Below are 16,716 nucleotides of genomic sequence, written 5' to 3'. Positions count from 1 at the left end.
ACCCCCGCCTATCGTCCCATCCCATGACAACCGGAGCCATTGATGACATCTCAGGCTGAATGGCTGCGCGGAACGCTCTTGGCGCTGGCTCTCGTGATGACCGGCCCGGTTCGGGCCGACAACAAGCCGGAAGACGGCAAGGTGACGAATTTCCTGCTCGACAACGGAATGGAGGTTGTCGTCATCCCCGATCACCGCGCGCCGATCGTCACTCATATGGTGTGGTACAAGATCGGCAGCGCGGATGAGCCGCCCGGCAAGTCCGGCATCGCCCATTTCTTCGAGCATCTGATGTTCAAGGCGACGACCAATCAGGCGGCCGGCGCGTTCGACCGCGCCGTCTCCGCCATCGGCGGTTCGAACAACGCTTTCACCTCCTATGACTACACCGCCTTTTACGAGACGGTGGTGCCGCAGGCGCTCGAGCAGATGATGGATTTCGAGGCCGATCGCATGCGCAACCTCATCCTCAACGACAATGTCATCGCCACTGAGCGCGACGTGATCCTCGAGGAACGCAGCTCGCGCATTGACAGCAATCCGCAGGCGGTGCTCGGCGAGGAGGTCGATGCCACGCTCTGGCAGAACCAGCCCTATCGCATTCCGGTGATCGGCTGGATGCAGGAGATGGAGAAGCTGAACCGCGCCGACGCCAAGGCTTTCTACGACAAGTATTATACGCCCAACAACGCCGTGCTGGTGGTCGCCGGCGATGTCGACCCGGAGGTGGTCAAGGCGCTGGCCGAAAAGACCTATGGCAAGATTGCGCGTGGTCCGGACCTGCCGCCGCGCATCCGTCCGGTCGAACCCGAGCAGAACACCAGGCGCACGGTGACGCTCACTGACGCGCGTGTCAGCGTGCCGAACTTTTCGACGCAATGGGTGGTTCCCTCCTATCACACTGCAAAGCCGGGGGAAGCCGAAGCGCTGGACCTCCTGGCGGAGATCCTCGGCGGCGGTAGCCGCAGCCGGCTCCACCAGCAGGTTGTCGTCAAGCAGGGTATTGCCGCCGAGGCTGGCGCCTTCTTCCAGGGCACTATGCTCGATGCCACCAACTTCACCGTCTATGGCGCGCCGCGCGGCGACGCCAAGCTGGCCGATGTCCAGGCGGCGATCGAGGTCGAGGTTGCCCGCATCGCCAAGGACGGCGTCACATCAGGCGAGTTGGAGAAGGCCAAGGATCGTTTCGTCCGCTCGATGATCTTCGCCCGCGACAAGCAGGATTCGATGGCCAACATCTATGGCGCGACGCTCGCCACCGGCGGCAGCGTCCGGGACGTCGAGGAATGGCCGGGCCGCATCCGCAAGGTCACCGCCGACGAAGTCAGGGGCGTTGCCGCGCGCTATCTCAATCTCAACCATTCGACATCAGGCTATCTCTTGCCGCAGACACAGGCAGGGAATTGATCGATGACGAGCTTGAGCGTTTGCGCTGCCCCTCACCTGCCTGCCGGCATCCTCTCCCCGTATAGTGACGGGGAGAGGGGCGCTCTCGTCGGCGGTTTCGCCAACCACCAGCGTTGCAGAAACAGCGCCTGGGTTGCGGCCAGCCCCCTTCTCCCCATACGGGGAGAAGTGCCCGGCAGGGCGATGAGGGGCGGCGCTAACACCGACAGCTATTCGTCTCGAACATCAGTTGGAAGCTACCATTTGTCCGAAGCGACTGTCCTGAAGCGTGTCGCCACCCGACTGGCCACCCTGCTCCTCTCATTGCTCTTCCTCGTCCTGCCGGCGCTTTCCGCTCGCGCGGCCATGAGCATCCAGGAGGTGACCTCGTCAAAGGGCATTACCGCCTGGCTGGTGGAGGATTATTCCGTGCCGCTGGTCGCCATCCGCTTCGTCTTCGACGGCGGCACGACGCAGGATCCCGCCGGGAAGGAAGGACTTGCCAATTTGATGAGCGGCCTGTTCGACGAGGGCGCCGGCAATCTCGACAGCGAAGCCTTCCAGATAAAGCTGGACGACGTTGGCGCCGAGATGAGCTTCGAGGCGGGGCGCGACGGCACCTACGGCTCGATGCGCATGCTGGCCGAGCAGCGGGACGCAGCGTTCGACCTGTTGCGGCTGGCGGTCACAGAGCCGCGTTTCGACCAGGCGCCAATCGACCGCATCCGCGCGCAAGTGCTGTCCGGCATCATCGCCAACGAGCTTGACCCCGACACGCTCGCCCAGCGCAAATGGCTGGAGGCACTATACGGCACCCATCCCTATGCGCGGCCCGACCAGGGCACCAGGCAAAGCATCGCCACGATCACGTCGGACGATCTCATTGCCTTTCACAGGGCGAACTTTGCTCGCGATGGCCTGCATGTGGCGGTGGTCGGTGCCATCGATGCCGAAACGTTGAAGAAAAAGCTCGATATGGTCTTCGGTGGCCTGCCGGAACATCAGGCGCTCGCGCCCGTCGCCGATGTCGATCCGAAACTCAACCAGCAGCTCGAGGTCAATTACGACCAGCCCCAGACGTCGCTGCAATTGGCCTATCCCGGCGTCAAGCGGAGTGCGCCGGATTTCTTCGCTGCGGTGCTGATGAACGAGATCCTCGGCGGCAGCGCCTTCACCTCGCGGCTGTTCGACGAGGTGCGCGAAAAACGCGGCCTGGCCTACAGCGCCAGTTCCGACCTGGTCGACCACCAGCACGCCAACGCCCTGGCCATCACCACGGCGACCCGCGCGGACCGGGCGGCCGAGACGTTGGCTGTCGTACGGGAGGTGGTGAAGCGCATGGCGCAGGAGGGGCCGACCGAAGCGGAACTGGCGGCGACCAAGAAATACCTGATCGGCGCCTATGCCATCAACAACCTGAACTCCTCCGGCGCCATCGCTGCGACGCTGCTCGAACTGCAGCTCGACAAGCTCGGCATCGACTACATGCAGCGCCGCGCCGCCCTCATCAACGCCGTGACGCTGGATCAGGTCAAGGCGGCGGCGAAAAAACTGCTCTCCGCCGAGCCGGCCATCATGATCGTCGGGCCGAAGCACGGCGAGGCCAAGGAGGAATGAGCCCAAATGGGGGGCAAGGAATGAGCCCGAGCTTCGGCATCGCCTTCGGCGGCGGCGGCGCGCGCGGGCTGGCGCATATCCATGTCATCGAGGCGCTGGACGAACTGGGTATAAGGCCGGTCGCGATATCAGGCTCATCGATCGGCGCCATCATGGGCGCCGGCATGGCTTCGGGCATGGCCGGCAGCGACATTCACGACTACATGCGCTCGATCCTCGGCCGCCGCGCCGAGGTGGCGGCGCGCATGTGGCGGGCTCGGCCAGGCACCTTTGCCGAGGCGCTGCAGGGCGGGCTGCGTGTCACCCAGTTCAATGTCGAGCGCATCCTCAAGGCATTCATGCCCGACGCCATACCCGAAAATTTCGCCGAACTGAAAATACCGCTGAAGGTGACGGCGACGGATTTCTTCGGCCATAAGCTCGCCGTGCTTAGCGACGGCGACCTGCATTCGGCGCTTGCCGCCTCTGCGGCTATTCCCGCGGTATTCCGCCCGGTGATGCGCGACGGCAGGCTGCTGATCGACGGCGGCATCTACAATCCAGTGCCGTTCGACCTGATCGAGCACGACGCCGACATCATCATCGCCGTCGACGTCGTTGGCGCGCCGACCAAAGGCGGGCGAAAATACCCGACCTCCGTCGACCTGATGTTCGGCGCCACGCAATTGATGATGCAGTCGATCATCGCCGCCAAGCTGAGGCAATGCCAGCCGGACATACTGGTCAGGCCGGCGGTGTCGAAATACCGTGTGCTCGATTTCATGAAGATCGACGCCTTGATGGCCGAAACGGTTGATATCAAGGACGAGCTGAAGCGGGAGATCGAGAAGGCGGTGGAGACGCGGGCCAAGGTCGACACGGGCAAGCGCACCAAGCAGGTGGGGGGCGTGGCGCGGAAAATCTGACGCTTTGGTGGCCTCTATCCAACGAGCGCGAGCTTTTGATCATCTGGAGCATTCGACCGACGAGCCCAGCTTTCGCGATATGACTATTCCGCCGCGGCTTGAACCGTTCGCGGGTCGATCGAACGGTTGAGGATCAGCGCCCCGGGGCATCCGAAGCGCACGCATTTCGCCCGCGCCGCCGCCCAGGAGCGACGAGCCATTCGATCGCAGCATCGACAGTCGCATCACAAGGCTGCGCCGCCGGCTCGAGAAGGATCCCGCCAAGCCGGAACTGATCAAGACGATCCGCGGCGCTGGATACCTGTATCCAAAGCGGTGAATGAGTGTGATTCAGGGACCGGGCTGCCCCGTGGGCGGAACGATCTGCATGACAAGGCGCATCAGATCGGCCTGGCGGGAGACGCCGGTCTTCTGGAAGATATTGTCGAGATGCGTCTTGGCGGTCGCGTTGGCAATGTGAAGGCTGGCGCCAGTCTCGGCCAGGGTATGACCGGCAAGAAGGCTTGCGAGCACGCGGGTTTCGGCCAGCGTAAGCCCAAAGGCTGTTGCCAGCATGTCGGCGGCGACATGCTCGTCCGGTGCATTGCCGATGAACACCGCGGCTACCGCCGCGGGTTCCATGCCGGCGCGCCGATCGCCGCCGGCCATTGGCAGCACGCGGGCGAAGACGGGCGGCAGGCCCGGTTCGGTGAGGAGGACGGCAAGCCCGGTCTTGCCGATGCTGGCCTCATCCTGAGCCGCAGCCAAGATGGCTCTGTGAAGCTCCCTGGAGGCCGACGGCATCTTCGCTTGCAGAATGCCGTGGATATCGTGGATCGGGCCGCCGCTCCGCAGCCTGCACTTGGCCGAGCGGTTGGCGTGCAGGATGGCGCCACGTTCATTGGTGAGGACCACGGCGCATGTGAGCGCATCGAGCGCCTCGGCCATGCGTGTGCGCTCGATCGTGCTGATATCCAGCATGTTGCTGATCATTACCGACCGGCGCACATGCGGCAGCAACAGTCCACCAAGCTTGATTTCACGGTCGGTGATAAGGCCTTGCCGCTCATGTCGGGCAACGGCGAAGCCGGCAAGGCGGGTAGGGGTATGGATCAGGAAAAACGACATGACGTCGACCAGGCCTTGCGGCTTCAGCCACTCCTGAAAATATCGGGAGGTCTCCAGGTCGCCTTGAGGGACATGGCGCGAGACCACATGCGGCACATCGAGCGAAGGCCATTTCGAGAGGTTCTCGATCAGCCGGGCGTGGATCTCGGGGATATGTTTGGCCTGTTGCTCCAGCCAGTATGGCGCTATTCCCACGGTCGTGTGGATCAGCAGCCGGTCGTGACTGAGATCGTCAAGGTGCAGCACCGCTGTCTGGGCGTTGAGCGCATCCCTGATCCCGGCAAGCGCGTACTCCCATCGCCCCGGGTCGAGTGCGCAATCGTAGATCGAGCCGATCAGCTTCGACAGCTCATGATGCGACAATGCCTTGGCCATCGACGGCCCCCCGCATGTCGACAGCGCGTCCGACGCGGAAAGCCGCGCGCTCTCACAGGTGCTCTCGCCTCTCCAAACTTTAGCGATCGCTAATTTCCGATTATCTCCCCCAAACAGGGGATGCGCAAGCAACCGGGTGGTGAAATGTTTGAGCCTTAGAAGAAAGGGTCATATTTGACTGTGACACCAGTGGGGTTCAGCGCGTTCTCGGCTCGCGGACCTTCGCCACTGTGATGCAGCCGGGGGCACTAATCAAGAATTCTGCCTGCGTGCGCCGACCATCACGGCGCGAGCGCCTATTGCTGAAACTTAAGCCGGGCTCGGCCCGGACAATTCGGGATGGAGCAGCATTATGAACAGGTACATTGCTTTTGCAGCACTTTGCATGGCGGCGATGCCCGCCCACGCCGGCGAGCTTGGAGCCATGAAGGCTGAAAGCATCGATCTCGCCGGCTTCCTTGGTGTCGTCTATTACACGCCGGAGGAGGACGGTTATCGGGTGGTCACCACAATCGCGCAGGGCGAGGCTGGCTTGCCCGTGCGTTTCGTGGCGATACTGACCGAGAACCAGAAGATCGCGCTCTCCGTGCCGGGAAAACTGGGAGAGTCGGAACAGATCGTCGAGATATTGCGCGTTGGCGGCAAGCTTGTCGTCAGCCCGCATCCGATAGACGGGATCGTGGTTTCTTCTCCGAAGCCCGCCGTCGACTGATCCAAGTCGAGTGATCCAAGGTCGAGTGATCCGGGGGCATGTGCGTTGCGGCGGTGCTGGATGAGCCTGCAACGTGGGCGACAGACGATGTCCCTGTGGCTCGTCCTCCCGTCTGTCGTCGTCTTTACCGTCGCCGCCGGCTTCGGCGTGTCTTCGCAAGCTGACCTGGCCACAGGGAAGTTCTACGAAATTGTCGGCGGCAAGGTCGATGCGCGAACCTATAACGGCTTCCGTCGCTACCATGGCAGCTGCAATCATTGCCACGGACCCGACGGCATGGGCTCGACCTTCGCCTCGGCCCTTGTCGACCGGCTGCCCGGCATCGAGGTCTTTCGGCGCAATGTTCGCGACGGCGTGCGCAGCGGCCCTTCGGTCATGAAGGGCTTCGCCGACGACCCCAACGTCGCTCCTTACATCGACGACATCTACGCCTACCTGCAGGCCCGCGCCGACGGTGCGCTTGGCCGAGGACGGCCCGAGCGGCTTGAAAATTAGTGCCATTGCCTGCTGACCGCAGGCGCTCACCAAAGGACGGCGAGACGGCCGTCGCTCCCGAGCGCCACATGCGTGCCGAAAGCCGAGCACTCGCGCTCAAGCATGGCCGCGAGCCAGGCGGCATCTTCGCGCCGGGCGCGGTTTAGCCGGAACCTGGCGAGCTGGAACGGTACCAGCTCGAGCGAAACAAGCGTACCGTCCGGTATCGCGAGCCGCGGCAGGTAGATCAGCGCAAGCTCACCGCGAAAGGTTTTGTACCCTGTTATCCCCTCATAGTCGGTGAGGAAGTCGCCGCATCCATAAAGGATCAGCCGGCCGTTGTGGACTTCGATCGGCTTGGGATGGTGGGAGGAGTGCCCATGCACGACATTGAAACCTGCAACATCGATGAGAGCATGAGCAAGCGCGCGTTCTTCCACCGGGACTTGGTAGCCCCAGTTGCCGCCCCAGTGGATCGAGGCCACCGCAAGGTCGCCAGGCTGTTTTATGGCCTCCACGGATCGGGCGATCTGCGCGAGCGACCGGGCCGAGACATCCGCCAGCAAATTGATCCCTGGCTTATAAGCTCCGGCTGCCCATGAAGCTGGAACGCCGCTCGTCCCGAGCGCGAAGCCGAAGACGAGCACGCGGCCTCCGCCTGTCAGTTCAAAGACGGCAGGCGCCGCCGCCTCATCCGCGTCAAGCCCGGCCCCGGCATAGGCGAGGCCGGCAAGCCGGAGCGTATCGAGGGTTTCGACGAGGCCAGGCTCATCCCAGTCGAGCACATGGTTGTTGGCGAGCACGCAGCAGTCTACCCGCGCCGCCGCCAGGCAGCCGATGTTTGCCGGGTTCATTTTGTAATTGATGCCCTTGGGCGCCAAAGACAGGCTGGTGGTAATGCTGGTCTCGAGATTGATGATCCGCGCGTCGGGCGCTTCACGCTCCAATTCGGCGAGCGCATCACCCCAGACATACGCATCGTCGACCTTTCTCGGGATCGGTCCATTGATGCGTTCGGCAAGCTCGACATAGGTCGTCGCCGATTTGACATAGCGCTCGCTAAGGTGCGGATCGCCCGGACTGGCGAGGATCTGGTCGATGCCGCGTCCGAGCATGACGTCGCCGCACAGGAACAGCTTTGCGCTGCTTCGAACGCCGGCGGCGGCATTGTTCGCGATCTGCGCCATCCCAGACCTCCTTTTCCCGCCAACAGCCAGTGAGCTTGAGGGTTCCAGCCCAATTTGCACGGATCGGATCGCGCGCCCAGTCGTTAACGCAGGAGAGCCGACCGCCGAGGCCTGAAATGACCGACACAGCCTTCTCCTTCATCCCGCGCGCCGCGCGCTCTTCCAAGCCGCGCAAGACCGGCCTGACCGAGATTCGCGGGCCCTATTACAGCGCCTATGGGCCGCGCCATCTGGCCGATGTCTTGGAAATCATGGGCAACTGGATCGACGGCATCAAGTATGCCGGCGGATCATTCGCCCTGATGCCGCCCGAAGCGGTGAAATCGATCAACAAGCTGGCTCATGATCACGACGCCTACGTCTCGACAGGCGGCTGGATCGAGAATGTCCTCCGCTTTGGCCCGGACGCCGTCGACCGCTACATCGAAGAAGCCAAGGCGCTGGGGTTCGATGTGATCGAGATCTCCACCGGCTTCATCAGCCTGCCGACGGAGGCGCTGCTGCGCCTGGTCGAAACCGTGAAAAAGGCCGGGCTCAAAGCCAAGCCGGAGCTCGGCATCCAGTTCGGGGCCGGCGGTGACACGTCGGCCAGGGAGCTCGAAGCCGAAGGCACCAGGGATGTCGGCTGGCTGGTCGCGCAGGCCGGGCGCGCCCTCGATGCCGGTGCCGACATCATCATGATCGAGAGTGAAGGGATCACCGAAAACGTGACGTCCTGGCGCACCGACGTGGTGGCCCGCATCATCGACGAGCTCGGCCTGGAAAAGGTGATGTTCGAAGCCGCCGACCCGGCGGTCTTCGAATGGTACGTCAAGAACTACGGCAACGAGATCAATCTGTTCGTCGACCACAGCCAGATCGTGCAGCTCGAAGCGCTTCGCTCCGGCATCTGGGGAACCAAGAGCACCTGGGGGCGGATTCAGAATGTTGGGTGAGGGGCGTTTGAGACGACTGCGATGGCAATCGCTCCAGGTTTGCGCTGCCCCTCATCGGCCTGCCGGGCACTTCTCCCCGTATAGAGACCAGGGCTATCGCAGGTGGGCCGAGGCTTTCGCTCTACGATGTACCCCCACCCCTAACCCCTCCCCACAAGGGGGAGGGAGACTTCTGTTGGCGCTGACCTCGGCAAATTGCCTGTCTTTCCAAAGGGGAAGTGAGGGCGCGCGGCAGCATTCCCTCCCCCTTGTGGGGAGGGTTAGGGTGGGGGTCCATCTTCGCAAGAATCCCTATTGGATCGCGGCTTCATTCCAGCTTGGGTTCCTCGCCCCACGAAAGTGGGGAGAGGTGGCTCGGCGAAGTCGAGACGGAGAGGGGACTGCGCCTTACGAAAGCCCCCTCTCCGGCCGCTTCGCGGCCACCTCTCCCCCGCTTCGCGGTGGGCGAGGAACCCAGATCGTGCCTCAGCCCCACTTCATCTCGCCGGTGGCGACCTTGGAGCCGATGTCGAGCGCCACGCCCATGCCGAGGCCGGGGAAGCGGGCCTCCATGGCGCCCTTGAGCGCGGCCGCGTCTTTGGCCTTGGCCAGTTCTTCCTCGAAGGCAATGAGGTAGGTTTTGGTGTGCTCGACGCCCGAAAGGTCGGTGGCGGCCTGCGGCGTCATGTGGCCGGGCACGACGATTTCAGGCTTGGCGGCCGCGATCTTTTCGAGATTGGCGAGCCAGGCGGCGCGCTTTTCCTTGGTCGGCGTGTCGGCGGTCCAGACATGCACGCCCGAAAAAATCATCACTCCGCCGAACACTGCATTCAGCGACGGCACCGAGAGATAGCGCCGGTTGGCGAGGCCTTCCGCGTTGACGATCTCGATGGTCTCGCCATCGACGCTGAGCGTCTTGCCGTCGAAGACTTCGGGGATGACGACATCCGCGAGCGTCTGCGGACCATTCTCCTTGAGCTGCGGCCCCCAGACGGCGATTTTCTTGTCGACGCTGCCGTTGATGGCGGCCACCGTATCGGCCGCGGCGATCACCCGTGCCTGCGGGAACGCCTCCTTGATCGGCTTGAGGCCGAAATAATAGTCCGGGTCGGACTGGCTGACATAGATGGTGGTGAGCGTCTTGCCCGTCGCCTTGATCGCCTCGGCCACGGCGCGGCCGTCGGAGTAGGTGAAACCGTCATCGATCAGCAGCGCCTCGGAAGCCCCGGTGATCAGCACGGGGGCGCGAAAGAAGCCGTTTTCGCCGGCAGGAAAATGTTTCCAGGAAAGCCCGCCGGCTGCATGGCCAAGCCCGGCGGGAGCGAAGACGGCGGCGGCGCCGGCGGCGAGGGTGGTTTTCATGATGGCTCTCCGTGTGAACATGGATGTCTCCTGGGCTTGAGAATGCGGAATTCCGGCGAGCGCATCTCCCGCGCAGCCTCGATTTCAGGAAGATGGCAGAGGCGGAATGCGTATTGAAGGCCAACAAAATAGACGTAATGTATGCAATTGCCTGACAATGAGGCCGCGCCTGCCATGAGCCACGCATGAACCTGAACCGGCTGGCCTATTTCGCGGCGGTGGTCGATGCCGGCTCCTTCACGCGGGCTGCCGAGCGGCTGGGCATCACCAAGGCGGTCGTCAGCCAGCAGGTGGCGCGGCTGGAGCGCGATGTCGGAACGACGCTGCTGATCCGCACGACGCGGCGGGTCCATCCGACCGAGGCCGGCCGGACATTCCATGCCCGCTGCCTGCAAGTCCTGCAGCAGGCCGAGGACGCCTTCGACGAGCTCGCGCAGGCCGCCGCCGAGCCGACCGGCACGCTGCGCATCGCGGCGCCCAACGACTACGGCACGTCGGCGGTGGTGCCGGTGGTCACCGCCTTCAGCGCGCGCTATCCCGCCTGCCGGGTGGAGCTGACGCTGGGCGATGAGACCATCGACCTGGCTTCTGGTGGAATGGACGTGGCGATCCGTGTCGGCTGGCTGGCCGATTCCAGCCTCCAGGCGCGGCGGATCGGCACTTTCCGGCAATTCATGATGTGCGGCGCCGAGTTTGCCGGACGGTTCACGGCTGGCGAACCGCAAGACCTTGCCGGGCTGCCCTTCATCGCCAACATGGCGCTGCGCGAACCGCTGCTATGGCAATTCTCGCGCGGCGACGACGAGCATGAGGCTGTGCGCATGCAGGCAACGATCGCCATCGACGCGACGCCGGCAGTGCTGGCCGCCGTCCGCGCCGGCGCCGGCCTGTCGGTGCTGCCGGACTTTTTGGTGCGGGACGAGCTGGCCGCCGGGCGGCTCGTCCACATCCTGCCCGAGTGGCGGCTGCCCTCCGGAGGCATCTACACAGTCTACCCGGCCGCACGTTTTCGGCCGCCCAAAGTGACGAGGTTTGTCGAGATGCTGGTCGCGGCTGAGCAGGAGATGGGGTGAAGCGGGGGAGGGACGGGCCGGCGGAGATGACGCCGGAGGTCACGGAAATCCATGACCGGGCGCGCGAAAAGCTCAGCGGCATTGGAAAGGGAGGACCGAACATGGCATCTGTCGCGCGGATCGCCACATGGACGACTAGCACGAAGTGCTGTGGTGCGCTGCAAGTATGGATTTTCAGAGAGCTGCAGCGAGCGTTTCCAGTAGATTTGTGTGGTGTGCGGACATATCCTGCAACTTTAGGACCGAATGCGGGAGGACCATCATGCCAAAGAAGGACGTAAGCTTTTCTCGACGCACATTTCTCGGCGGCAGCGCCCTGGCGCTTGCCAGCGGCACGATTTCGATGCCGTTCGTGCGGACCGCGCGCGCCCAGGCGGCGACTTTCAAGGCCGGCGTCATCACGTCTCTGTCGGGCGAGAATATTTCGGGCGGCAATTTGACCAAGAACGGTTACGATCTCTGGGCCGAAGCGGCCAACGAGAAGGGCGGCGTCGAGGTCGGCGGCGAGCGTTTCATGGTCGAGATGTTCTATGGCGACGACCAGAGCAATCCGGCTACCGGCGCCGACGCCGCCGAACGGCTGATCGTGCAGAACGAGGTCGATTTCCTGCTCGGCCCCTACACCAGTGGCTCGACAATCGCCGTTCAGCCGATCTGCCAGAAATACCAGGTGCCGATGATTTCGGGCTCGGCCGAGTCGCCCAATGTCTGGTTGGCCAAGCCCGAATTCAATTTCGGCATCATCCCTTCCGTCGACACGACATCCGGCCAGTCGCTGGGCGTGCTGGCGGCGCTGTCAAACCCGAAGGCGAGGACGATCGCGGTGATCGGGGTCAACGAACCCTTTTCGAAGGAGACCGGCGAAGGCTTCCAGCGCGGCGCCAAGGAAGCGGGGCTCGAAGTCGTCGCCTACGAGCTCGTTCCGGCTTCCGGCGATCTCACCCCGGTAATGTCCAAGATCGCCGCCCTCAACCCTGACATCGTCGCGGTGGGCGGGCATGAAGAGCCGCTGATAAATGTGGTCAAGACGTCGAAATCGCTGAATTATCGGCCGAAGGCCTTGATCATGCATTACGGCGTGACCAATCCGGCCTTCGCCGAAGCGCTCGGCGCTGATGCGAACGGCACCTCCGGTGTCGCCGTATGGCTGCCTACGGTGCCCTACAAGGACGACCTGTTCGGCACCGCACAGGACTATGTCGCGCGGGCCCAGGCTAAGTTCGGCCATGAGCCCGACTACACGGAAGCCGCCTGCTCGGCCAGCGGCCTCGTCTTCGCCGACGCGGCCAAGCGACTGGGCAAGAAGCCTTCGCTCACCCCCGAGGATCGCGTCGCTCTCAAGGATGCCATCGCCGACACCGACATCACGACTTTTTACGGACCGATCAAGTTCGAGAAGGAAGGCGACCACTATCACGACAACATCCAGCCGGTGCCAGTCGTGATCCAGATCCAGGATGGAAAGACCGTCGCTGTCGGCCCGAAGGAAGCGGCCGCGGCCGAGTTCATCTACCCGTTGCCGTCCTGGAAATAATCGCGACTTGAGGCGAGCGGAGGCGCTATTCGCCGTTGCCTGCTACGGCAGCGGCAGCATGATGGCGGCCGGCTCTTCCAAAGGCCGGCTGTAGGTTGGGCTTTATACTGCGGGCGTCAATTCGCACTCGCGCCAAAAGCATGTTGCGGATTTCTTGGACTGACGGACAGGTTTGCCATTGGATCTTTTTCTTCAAACCCTGCTCAACGGCCTGCTGATAGGCGGTGTCATCGCCACGTTTTCGATCGCCTTCCAACTGACCTTCGGCGTGCTCCATGTCATCGACTTTGCGGTCGGCGCGTGGGTCGTGCTCGGCGGCTACTTCGCCTACTACATGGCGGCCCTTCTCGGCATAGACGGGTTCCTCGCCATGCCGATGGCCTTCGTCCTGTTCGGCGCGATCGGCTATCTCATGGGGCCGATGATCTACAATGTTCGAAACAGCCGCACGGCGCGACCCGAACTGATGGCGCTCGCGCTGACCTTCGGCATCTTCACCTTGCTGCGCGGCGGAATGCTGACCGTCTGGGGTTTCAATACGCATAGCGTGCCGACGGCGCTCAGCGGTCACAGCATCATGATCGGCCCGGTCACAGTTCCCCTGATCCGGGTGGCGGCGGCGGCGTTTGCGGTACTCATCGCCGGCGGGCTGTTTTTCTTTCTCTTTCGCACGCGCTACGGGCTGGCGATCCGAGCGACGGCCGAAAACCGCCAGAACGCCGCCTTGATGGGGGTCAACATCCGGCGTCTCAGCGCCAATGTTTACGGGCTCTACGCGGGGATCACGGCGATGTCGGGCGTTCTGATGGGAGGCATCTATTCGGTCAATCCGGAGATCGGCCTGCGCTATACGCTGTTCGCCTTCTTCGTCGCCGTGCTGGCAGGGCTGGGCTCGCTGGGCGGCGCGCTTGTGGCTGCCCTGCTTCTGGGCGTCATCGAAGCCTTTGTCGCGACGTATGGCGGAGCCAGCTACTCGCATCTCGCGATCTTCGCAACGCTCTTCCTTGTCCTGTTGGTTTCCCCGCGCGGCATCCTGCGGCGCGGACTGTGAGATGGCCCAGACCATGAAAAATCGTTGGGCCGGCCTGCTTCTCCTCGTCGTCATCCTCGTCGTGCTGGCGTTGCTGCCGGTGCTGGTCAACAATTACTGGCTGCGCATCGCCACCGGCGCGCTGATGTGGGCGGGGCTCGCCTGTTCCTGGAACATGCTAGGCGGCTATGCCGGCTACATCAATTTCGGCCATTCGGCCTTCTTCGGCATCGGCGCCTACGCCACCGCCCTCCTGATGGGCGCGGATTTCGCTGTGCCGTTCCTCGCCACCATTCCCATGGGCATGATCGTCACAGCCCTGTTTGCGGTCGTCATCGGCGCGCCGACATTGCGGCTGCGCGGCGCTTATTTCGCCATCGCCACCTGGGCCTTCGCCGAAGTGCTCATGCAGTTCGCCACCGTCGTCGACTTCACCGGCGGAACCGGCGGTATCGGCCTGCCTCCCTTCCTCAACGAGCGCTTCTTCTATTTCGCCATGTTCGCGGCCGCCGTCCTGACCTATTTCCTCACCTGGTTGCTGTTCGAGCGCTCCCGCTTCGGCTTGAAGGTCAAGGCCTTACGGGACCACGAACCGGCGGCCGAAGCCATGGGCATCAACACCTCGCTGGTCAAGTTGCAGACCTTCATGCTCAGCGCCGTCGTCGCCTCCGTGTTCGGCAGTATTTTCGCCTACTGGGTGACCTTCATCAATCCAAAGAGCGTGTTCGGCGGCGACATCACCGACCAGATGGTCGTCATGGTCCTGCTCGGCGGGCTCGGCAGCCTGTGGGGGCCGGCCATCGGCGGCGTCGCGCTGTTCTTCGTCAACCGGCTTATCTGGATGTACTATGGCGATACCGCCTTCTATATCGCCATTCTCGGCGCCGCCATCATCCTGGTGGTGCTGTTCCTGCCCAACGGCATCGCCGGCCTGTTTGCGCGGCGAAGCGGGAAATCAGGCAGCGTGCTCGACACGGTGCTCGGACGCCTGCTCGGCTCCCGCCAGGGAGGACGCTCGTGAGCATGACTGCGCAAGTGCCCGCGCCAGGCGACCAGCCCATCCTCTTCGTTCGCGACGTGCACAAGCATTTCGGCGGCATCCAGGCAGCCGCCGGCGTCGACCTGGAGGTCGGACGCGGCGAGATCGCCGGCCTCATCGGCCCCAACGGCTCGGGCAAATCGACCCTGTTCAACCTCGTGGCCGGCATGGAGACGCCCGATCGCGGGCAGATCCTGTTCGACGGCCATGAGATCGGCGGCAAAAAGGCCTATACGATAGCCCGCCTCGGCCTCGCGCGCACCTTTCAGATCCCGGCGTTGTTCGAGAACATAACAGTCAGTGGGAACCTTCTGGCCGGGGCTGCCGAGGGTCATTGGCATGGCGCGCACCAGCGGGCGGACGAGACGCTGGCGCTGCTGCATCTCGAACCGGTCGCCAACAACCGCGCGTCCGACTTGTCCGGCGGCCAGCAGAAACTGCTCGAATTCGGCCGCGTGATCATGCGCCAGGCGTCCCTCATCCTGCTCGACGAGGTGACGGCCGGCGTCCACCCCAACATCCGCAAGATCATACTGGAAGCGATCGCCAGGCTGCGCGAGCAGGGAACCAGCTTCTTCGTCATCGAGCATGACATGGAAATGGTGCGCAATGTCTGCGACCGCATCATCGTCATGGATTCGGGGCGGGTGGTGACCAGCGGCGCGTTCGAGGACATCGTGCAAAATTCCGAAGTCATGCAGACCTATCTAGGGCGTCCGCAATGAGCACGTTGGTCGCAGACAGCGTCGTTGCGGGCTACGGCAAGCAGGAGATCGTCCATGGCGTCTCCCTTGTCGCGGAAGCCGGCAAGATCACCTGCATCTTCGGCCCCAATGGCTGCGGTAAGTCGACCTTGCTGAAAGCGATCGCCGGCGCGCTGCCGGTATGGGGCGGCACAATCGGGCTTGGCGGCGAAACGATCGGCAATTTGCCGGTCCATGAAGTCGTGCGCCAGGGCCTGGTGCTGATGCCGCAGGGCGGCGGCGTGTTTCCACGGCTGACGGTGATGGAAAATCTGCGCATGGGCGGCTACGCCATTGCCGACCGGAAGCTGGTGGACAGGCGCATCGAGGCTCTGGTCGACCAATATCCATCGCTGGCGCGGCGGCGCAAGACCACGGCCGGAGCCCTTTCGGGCGGCGAACAGGCGATGCTGGCGCTGGCGCGCGCGCTGGTGTCGGAACCGCGTTTCATCCTGCTCGACGAACCGTCCGCCGGCCTTTCGCCGGCCATGGTGAGCGAGACGCTGGAGCGCATCAAGGTGCTGACCGCGCGCGGCATCGGCATTCTCATGGTCGAGCAGAACATTCGCGAGGCCATGCCGATCGCCGACCGGCTCTATATCCTGGCCGCCGGAGAAAAGCGCTTCGAAGGTACGCCCGGAGATGTCCGCAATGACCGACAGATCATGGACATCTATATGGGCGGCGCCTGATGCCGCTTGGCGAAGTCTCCGGTTTCCTCAGGCCAGGAGCCGGCAAAAATCTCATAGGTCGTGCGCCCCAGAAGCATGGCGCCGCTGTCGGCAAGCTCGTCCTCCTTGAACCTTTGCATTTCTTCGTTCCAGGTCACGCTGGGCAGCTTCTCGACCTCGGCGATGCCATCGACGCTGATGAATTCGGTGACGATGAGTTTTCGCATGGCGCTCTCCTTTTGATGGAGGACGGATGGCGCGGGACTTCTGCGACACGCTCCGTGAAAAATAGCGCGGCGCTTTGTTAGCCTTTTGGTCGATGTCAGACACAAGCGTCGATCTCAGTCGACCTGGTGCCCGGCGCCAATTCCAACCGGCAGGAGAAGCGCGAAGCGGTGGTGGGCGGTCGGTGCTTGTTTGTCTGCGATGGCCGCTTTTGACCCGAAGCAGACTCTCGCAAACGGAGCCGTGCATGACAGCTTTGCGCCTAAAATCGGACATTGAGATCAGCATTGCCCCTTCCTGAAAGCCGACATCCCAAGAAGGGTCGTGGTTGCGCCAGAAACGGATCTATAGGCTGGTCAAAC

General features: G+C 63.3%; 17 protein-coding genes. 13 read left to right on the top strand and 4 right to left on the bottom strand.

Annotated elements, in window-relative coordinates; all coding sequences use genetic code 11:
* Positions 1-42 precede the first annotated feature (42 nt).
* The 4 genes from AC0NIE_RS25225 (at position 43) to AC0NIE_RS25210 (ending at position 4,227) form a co-directional block, all read left to right on the top strand.
* Complete coding sequence (locus tag AC0NIE_RS25225; RefSeq protein ID WP_473529890.1) at positions 43-1,407, top strand: M16 family metallopeptidase; 1,365 nt, start codon at positions 43-45, stop codon at positions 1,405-1,407.
* Positions 1,408-1,650: 243 nt separating this feature from the next.
* Positions 1,651-3,003, top strand: a complete 1,353-nt coding sequence (locus tag AC0NIE_RS25220) for a M16 family metallopeptidase (RefSeq protein WP_473489878.1) — start codon at positions 1,651-1,653, stop codon at positions 3,001-3,003.
* Between the two features lie 20 nt (positions 3,004-3,023).
* Entirely contained in the window at positions 3,024-3,908 is an 885-nt protein-coding gene (locus AC0NIE_RS25215; protein ID WP_473489877.1) for a patatin-like phospholipase family protein, read from the top strand.
* A gap of 148 nt (positions 3,909-4,056) precedes the next feature.
* Positions 4,057-4,227 (top strand): winged helix-turn-helix domain-containing protein, encoded by a 171-nt coding sequence (locus AC0NIE_RS25210; protein WP_473489881.1) that lies wholly within the window; start codon positions 4,057-4,059, stop codon positions 4,225-4,227.
* An 11-nt stretch (positions 4,228-4,238) separates the two neighbouring features.
* Here AC0NIE_RS25210 and AC0NIE_RS25205 read toward each other — a convergent pair whose 3' ends face one another.
* Positions 4,239-5,390, bottom strand: a complete 1,152-nt coding sequence (locus AC0NIE_RS25205) for a helix-turn-helix transcriptional regulator (RefSeq protein WP_473489876.1) — start codon at positions 5,388-5,390, stop codon at positions 4,239-4,241.
* A 352-nt stretch (positions 5,391-5,742) separates the two neighbouring features.
* On the opposite strand from AC0NIE_RS25205, the gene AC0NIE_RS25200 reads away from it, so the two are divergent.
* Positions 5,743-6,102, top strand: a complete 360-nt coding sequence (locus tag AC0NIE_RS25200) for a hypothetical protein (RefSeq protein ID WP_473489875.1) — start codon at positions 5,743-5,745, stop codon at positions 6,100-6,102.
* Positions 6,103-6,189: 87 nt separating this feature from the next.
* Positions 6,190-6,597 (top strand): c-type cytochrome, encoded by a 408-nt coding sequence (locus AC0NIE_RS25195; RefSeq protein WP_473489874.1) that lies wholly within the window; start codon positions 6,190-6,192, stop codon positions 6,595-6,597.
* Positions 6,598-6,623: 26 nt separating this feature from the next.
* Here AC0NIE_RS25195 and AC0NIE_RS25190 read toward each other — a convergent pair whose 3' ends face one another.
* On the bottom strand, positions 6,624-7,763 hold the full coding sequence (locus AC0NIE_RS25190) for a CapA family protein (protein ID WP_473489873.1): 1,140 nt from the start codon (positions 7,761-7,763) through the stop codon (positions 6,624-6,626).
* Positions 7,764-7,879: 116 nt separating this feature from the next.
* Here AC0NIE_RS25190 and AC0NIE_RS25185 point away from each other — a divergent pair, with 116 nt between their 5' ends.
* The gene (locus tag AC0NIE_RS25185) at positions 7,880-8,698 is read left to right on the top strand and encodes a phosphosulfolactate synthase (RefSeq protein WP_473489872.1); all 819 of its coding nucleotides are present in this window, start codon (positions 7,880-7,882) and stop codon (positions 8,696-8,698) included.
* A gap of 465 nt (positions 8,699-9,163) precedes the next feature.
* Here the strand turns inward: AC0NIE_RS25185 and AC0NIE_RS25180 are convergent, their stop codons facing one another.
* Positions 9,164-10,060 (bottom strand): MBL fold metallo-hydrolase, encoded by an 897-nt coding sequence (locus AC0NIE_RS25180; protein ID WP_473489871.1) that lies wholly within the window; start codon positions 10,058-10,060, stop codon positions 9,164-9,166.
* 164 nt (positions 10,061-10,224) lie between these two features.
* Between AC0NIE_RS25180 and AC0NIE_RS25175 the strand changes: the two genes are divergently transcribed.
* From AC0NIE_RS25175 to AC0NIE_RS25150, 6 genes are all read left to right on the top strand, one after another.
* Positions 10,225-11,112, top strand: coding sequence for a LysR family transcriptional regulator (locus AC0NIE_RS25175; protein ID WP_473489870.1), 888 nt, complete (start codon positions 10,225-10,227; stop codon positions 11,110-11,112).
* 262 nt (positions 11,113-11,374) lie between these two features.
* Positions 11,375-12,646 (top strand): amino acid ABC transporter substrate-binding protein, encoded by a 1,272-nt coding sequence (locus AC0NIE_RS25170; RefSeq protein WP_473489869.1) that lies wholly within the window; start codon positions 11,375-11,377, stop codon positions 12,644-12,646.
* Positions 12,647-12,824: 178 nt separating this feature from the next.
* Positions 12,825-13,697, top strand: a complete 873-nt coding sequence (locus tag AC0NIE_RS25165; RefSeq protein ID WP_473489868.1) for a branched-chain amino acid ABC transporter permease — start codon at positions 12,825-12,827, stop codon at positions 13,695-13,697.
* A 13-nt stretch (positions 13,698-13,710) separates the two neighbouring features.
* Complete coding sequence (locus tag AC0NIE_RS25160; RefSeq protein ID WP_473489867.1) at positions 13,711-14,697, top strand: branched-chain amino acid ABC transporter permease; 987 nt, start codon at positions 13,711-13,713, stop codon at positions 14,695-14,697.
* Positions 14,698-14,699: 2 nt separating this feature from the next.
* Entirely contained in the window at positions 14,700-15,440 is a 741-nt protein-coding gene (locus tag AC0NIE_RS25155) for an ABC transporter ATP-binding protein (protein WP_473489880.1), read from the top strand.
* Positions 15,437-16,150, top strand: coding sequence for an ABC transporter ATP-binding protein (locus tag AC0NIE_RS25150; protein WP_027156099.1), 714 nt, complete (start codon positions 15,437-15,439; stop codon positions 16,148-16,150). The genes AC0NIE_RS25155 and AC0NIE_RS25150 overlap by 4 nt, the downstream gene beginning before the upstream one ends.
* Here the strand turns inward: AC0NIE_RS25150 and AC0NIE_RS25145 are convergent.
* Positions 16,132-16,356, bottom strand: a complete 225-nt coding sequence (locus AC0NIE_RS25145; RefSeq protein WP_473489866.1) for a dihydrofolate reductase family protein — start codon at positions 16,354-16,356, stop codon at positions 16,132-16,134. The two genes, AC0NIE_RS25150 and AC0NIE_RS25145, sit on opposite strands and share 19 nt — an antisense overlap.
* Positions 16,357-16,716: the final 360 nt, after the last annotated feature.

The organism is Mesorhizobium sp. WSM4842 (assembly GCF_055901575.1).
Note: the sequence above shows the minus strand (reverse complement) of the source record. Positions and strands in the feature narration are given on the sequence as shown.

Bases quoted from the DNA above. Each gene is read 5' to 3' on its own strand.
- AC0NIE_RS25225 (WP_473529890.1), top strand. From the start codon at position 43: ATGACATCTCAGGCTGAATGGCTGCGCGGAACGCTCTTGGCGCTGGCT.
- AC0NIE_RS25215 (WP_473489877.1), top strand. From the start codon at position 3,024: ATGAGCCCGAGCTTCGGCATCGCCTTCGGCGGCGGCGGCGCGCGCGGG.
- AC0NIE_RS25205 (WP_473489876.1), bottom strand. From the start codon at position 5,390: ATGGCCAAGGCATTGTCGCATCATGAGCTGTCGAAGCTGATCGGCTCG.
- AC0NIE_RS25200 (WP_473489875.1), top strand. From the start codon at position 5,743: ATGAACAGGTACATTGCTTTTGCAGCACTTTGCATGGCGGCGATGCCC.
- AC0NIE_RS25195 (WP_473489874.1), top strand. From the start codon at position 6,190: ATGTCCCTGTGGCTCGTCCTCCCGTCTGTCGTCGTCTTTACCGTCGCC.
- AC0NIE_RS25190 (WP_473489873.1), bottom strand. From the start codon at position 7,763: ATGGCGCAGATCGCGAACAATGCCGCCGCCGGCGTTCGAAGCAGCGCA.
- AC0NIE_RS25185 (WP_473489872.1), top strand. From the start codon at position 7,880: ATGACCGACACAGCCTTCTCCTTCATCCCGCGCGCCGCGCGCTCTTCC.
- AC0NIE_RS25180 (WP_473489871.1), bottom strand. From the start codon at position 10,060: ATGTTCACACGGAGAGCCATCATGAAAACCACCCTCGCCGCCGGCGCC.
- AC0NIE_RS25175 (WP_473489870.1), top strand. From the start codon at position 10,225: ATGAACCTGAACCGGCTGGCCTATTTCGCGGCGGTGGTCGATGCCGGC.
- AC0NIE_RS25170 (WP_473489869.1), top strand. From the start codon at position 11,375: ATGCCAAAGAAGGACGTAAGCTTTTCTCGACGCACATTTCTCGGCGGC.
- AC0NIE_RS25160 (WP_473489867.1), top strand. From the start codon at position 13,711: ATGAAAAATCGTTGGGCCGGCCTGCTTCTCCTCGTCGTCATCCTCGTC.
- AC0NIE_RS25155 (WP_473489880.1), top strand. From the start codon at position 14,700: ATGACTGCGCAAGTGCCCGCGCCAGGCGACCAGCCCATCCTCTTCGTT.
- AC0NIE_RS25150 (WP_027156099.1), top strand. From the start codon at position 15,437: ATGAGCACGTTGGTCGCAGACAGCGTCGTTGCGGGCTACGGCAAGCAG.
- AC0NIE_RS25145 (WP_473489866.1), bottom strand. From the start codon at position 16,356: ATGCGAAAACTCATCGTCACCGAATTCATCAGCGTCGATGGCATCGCC.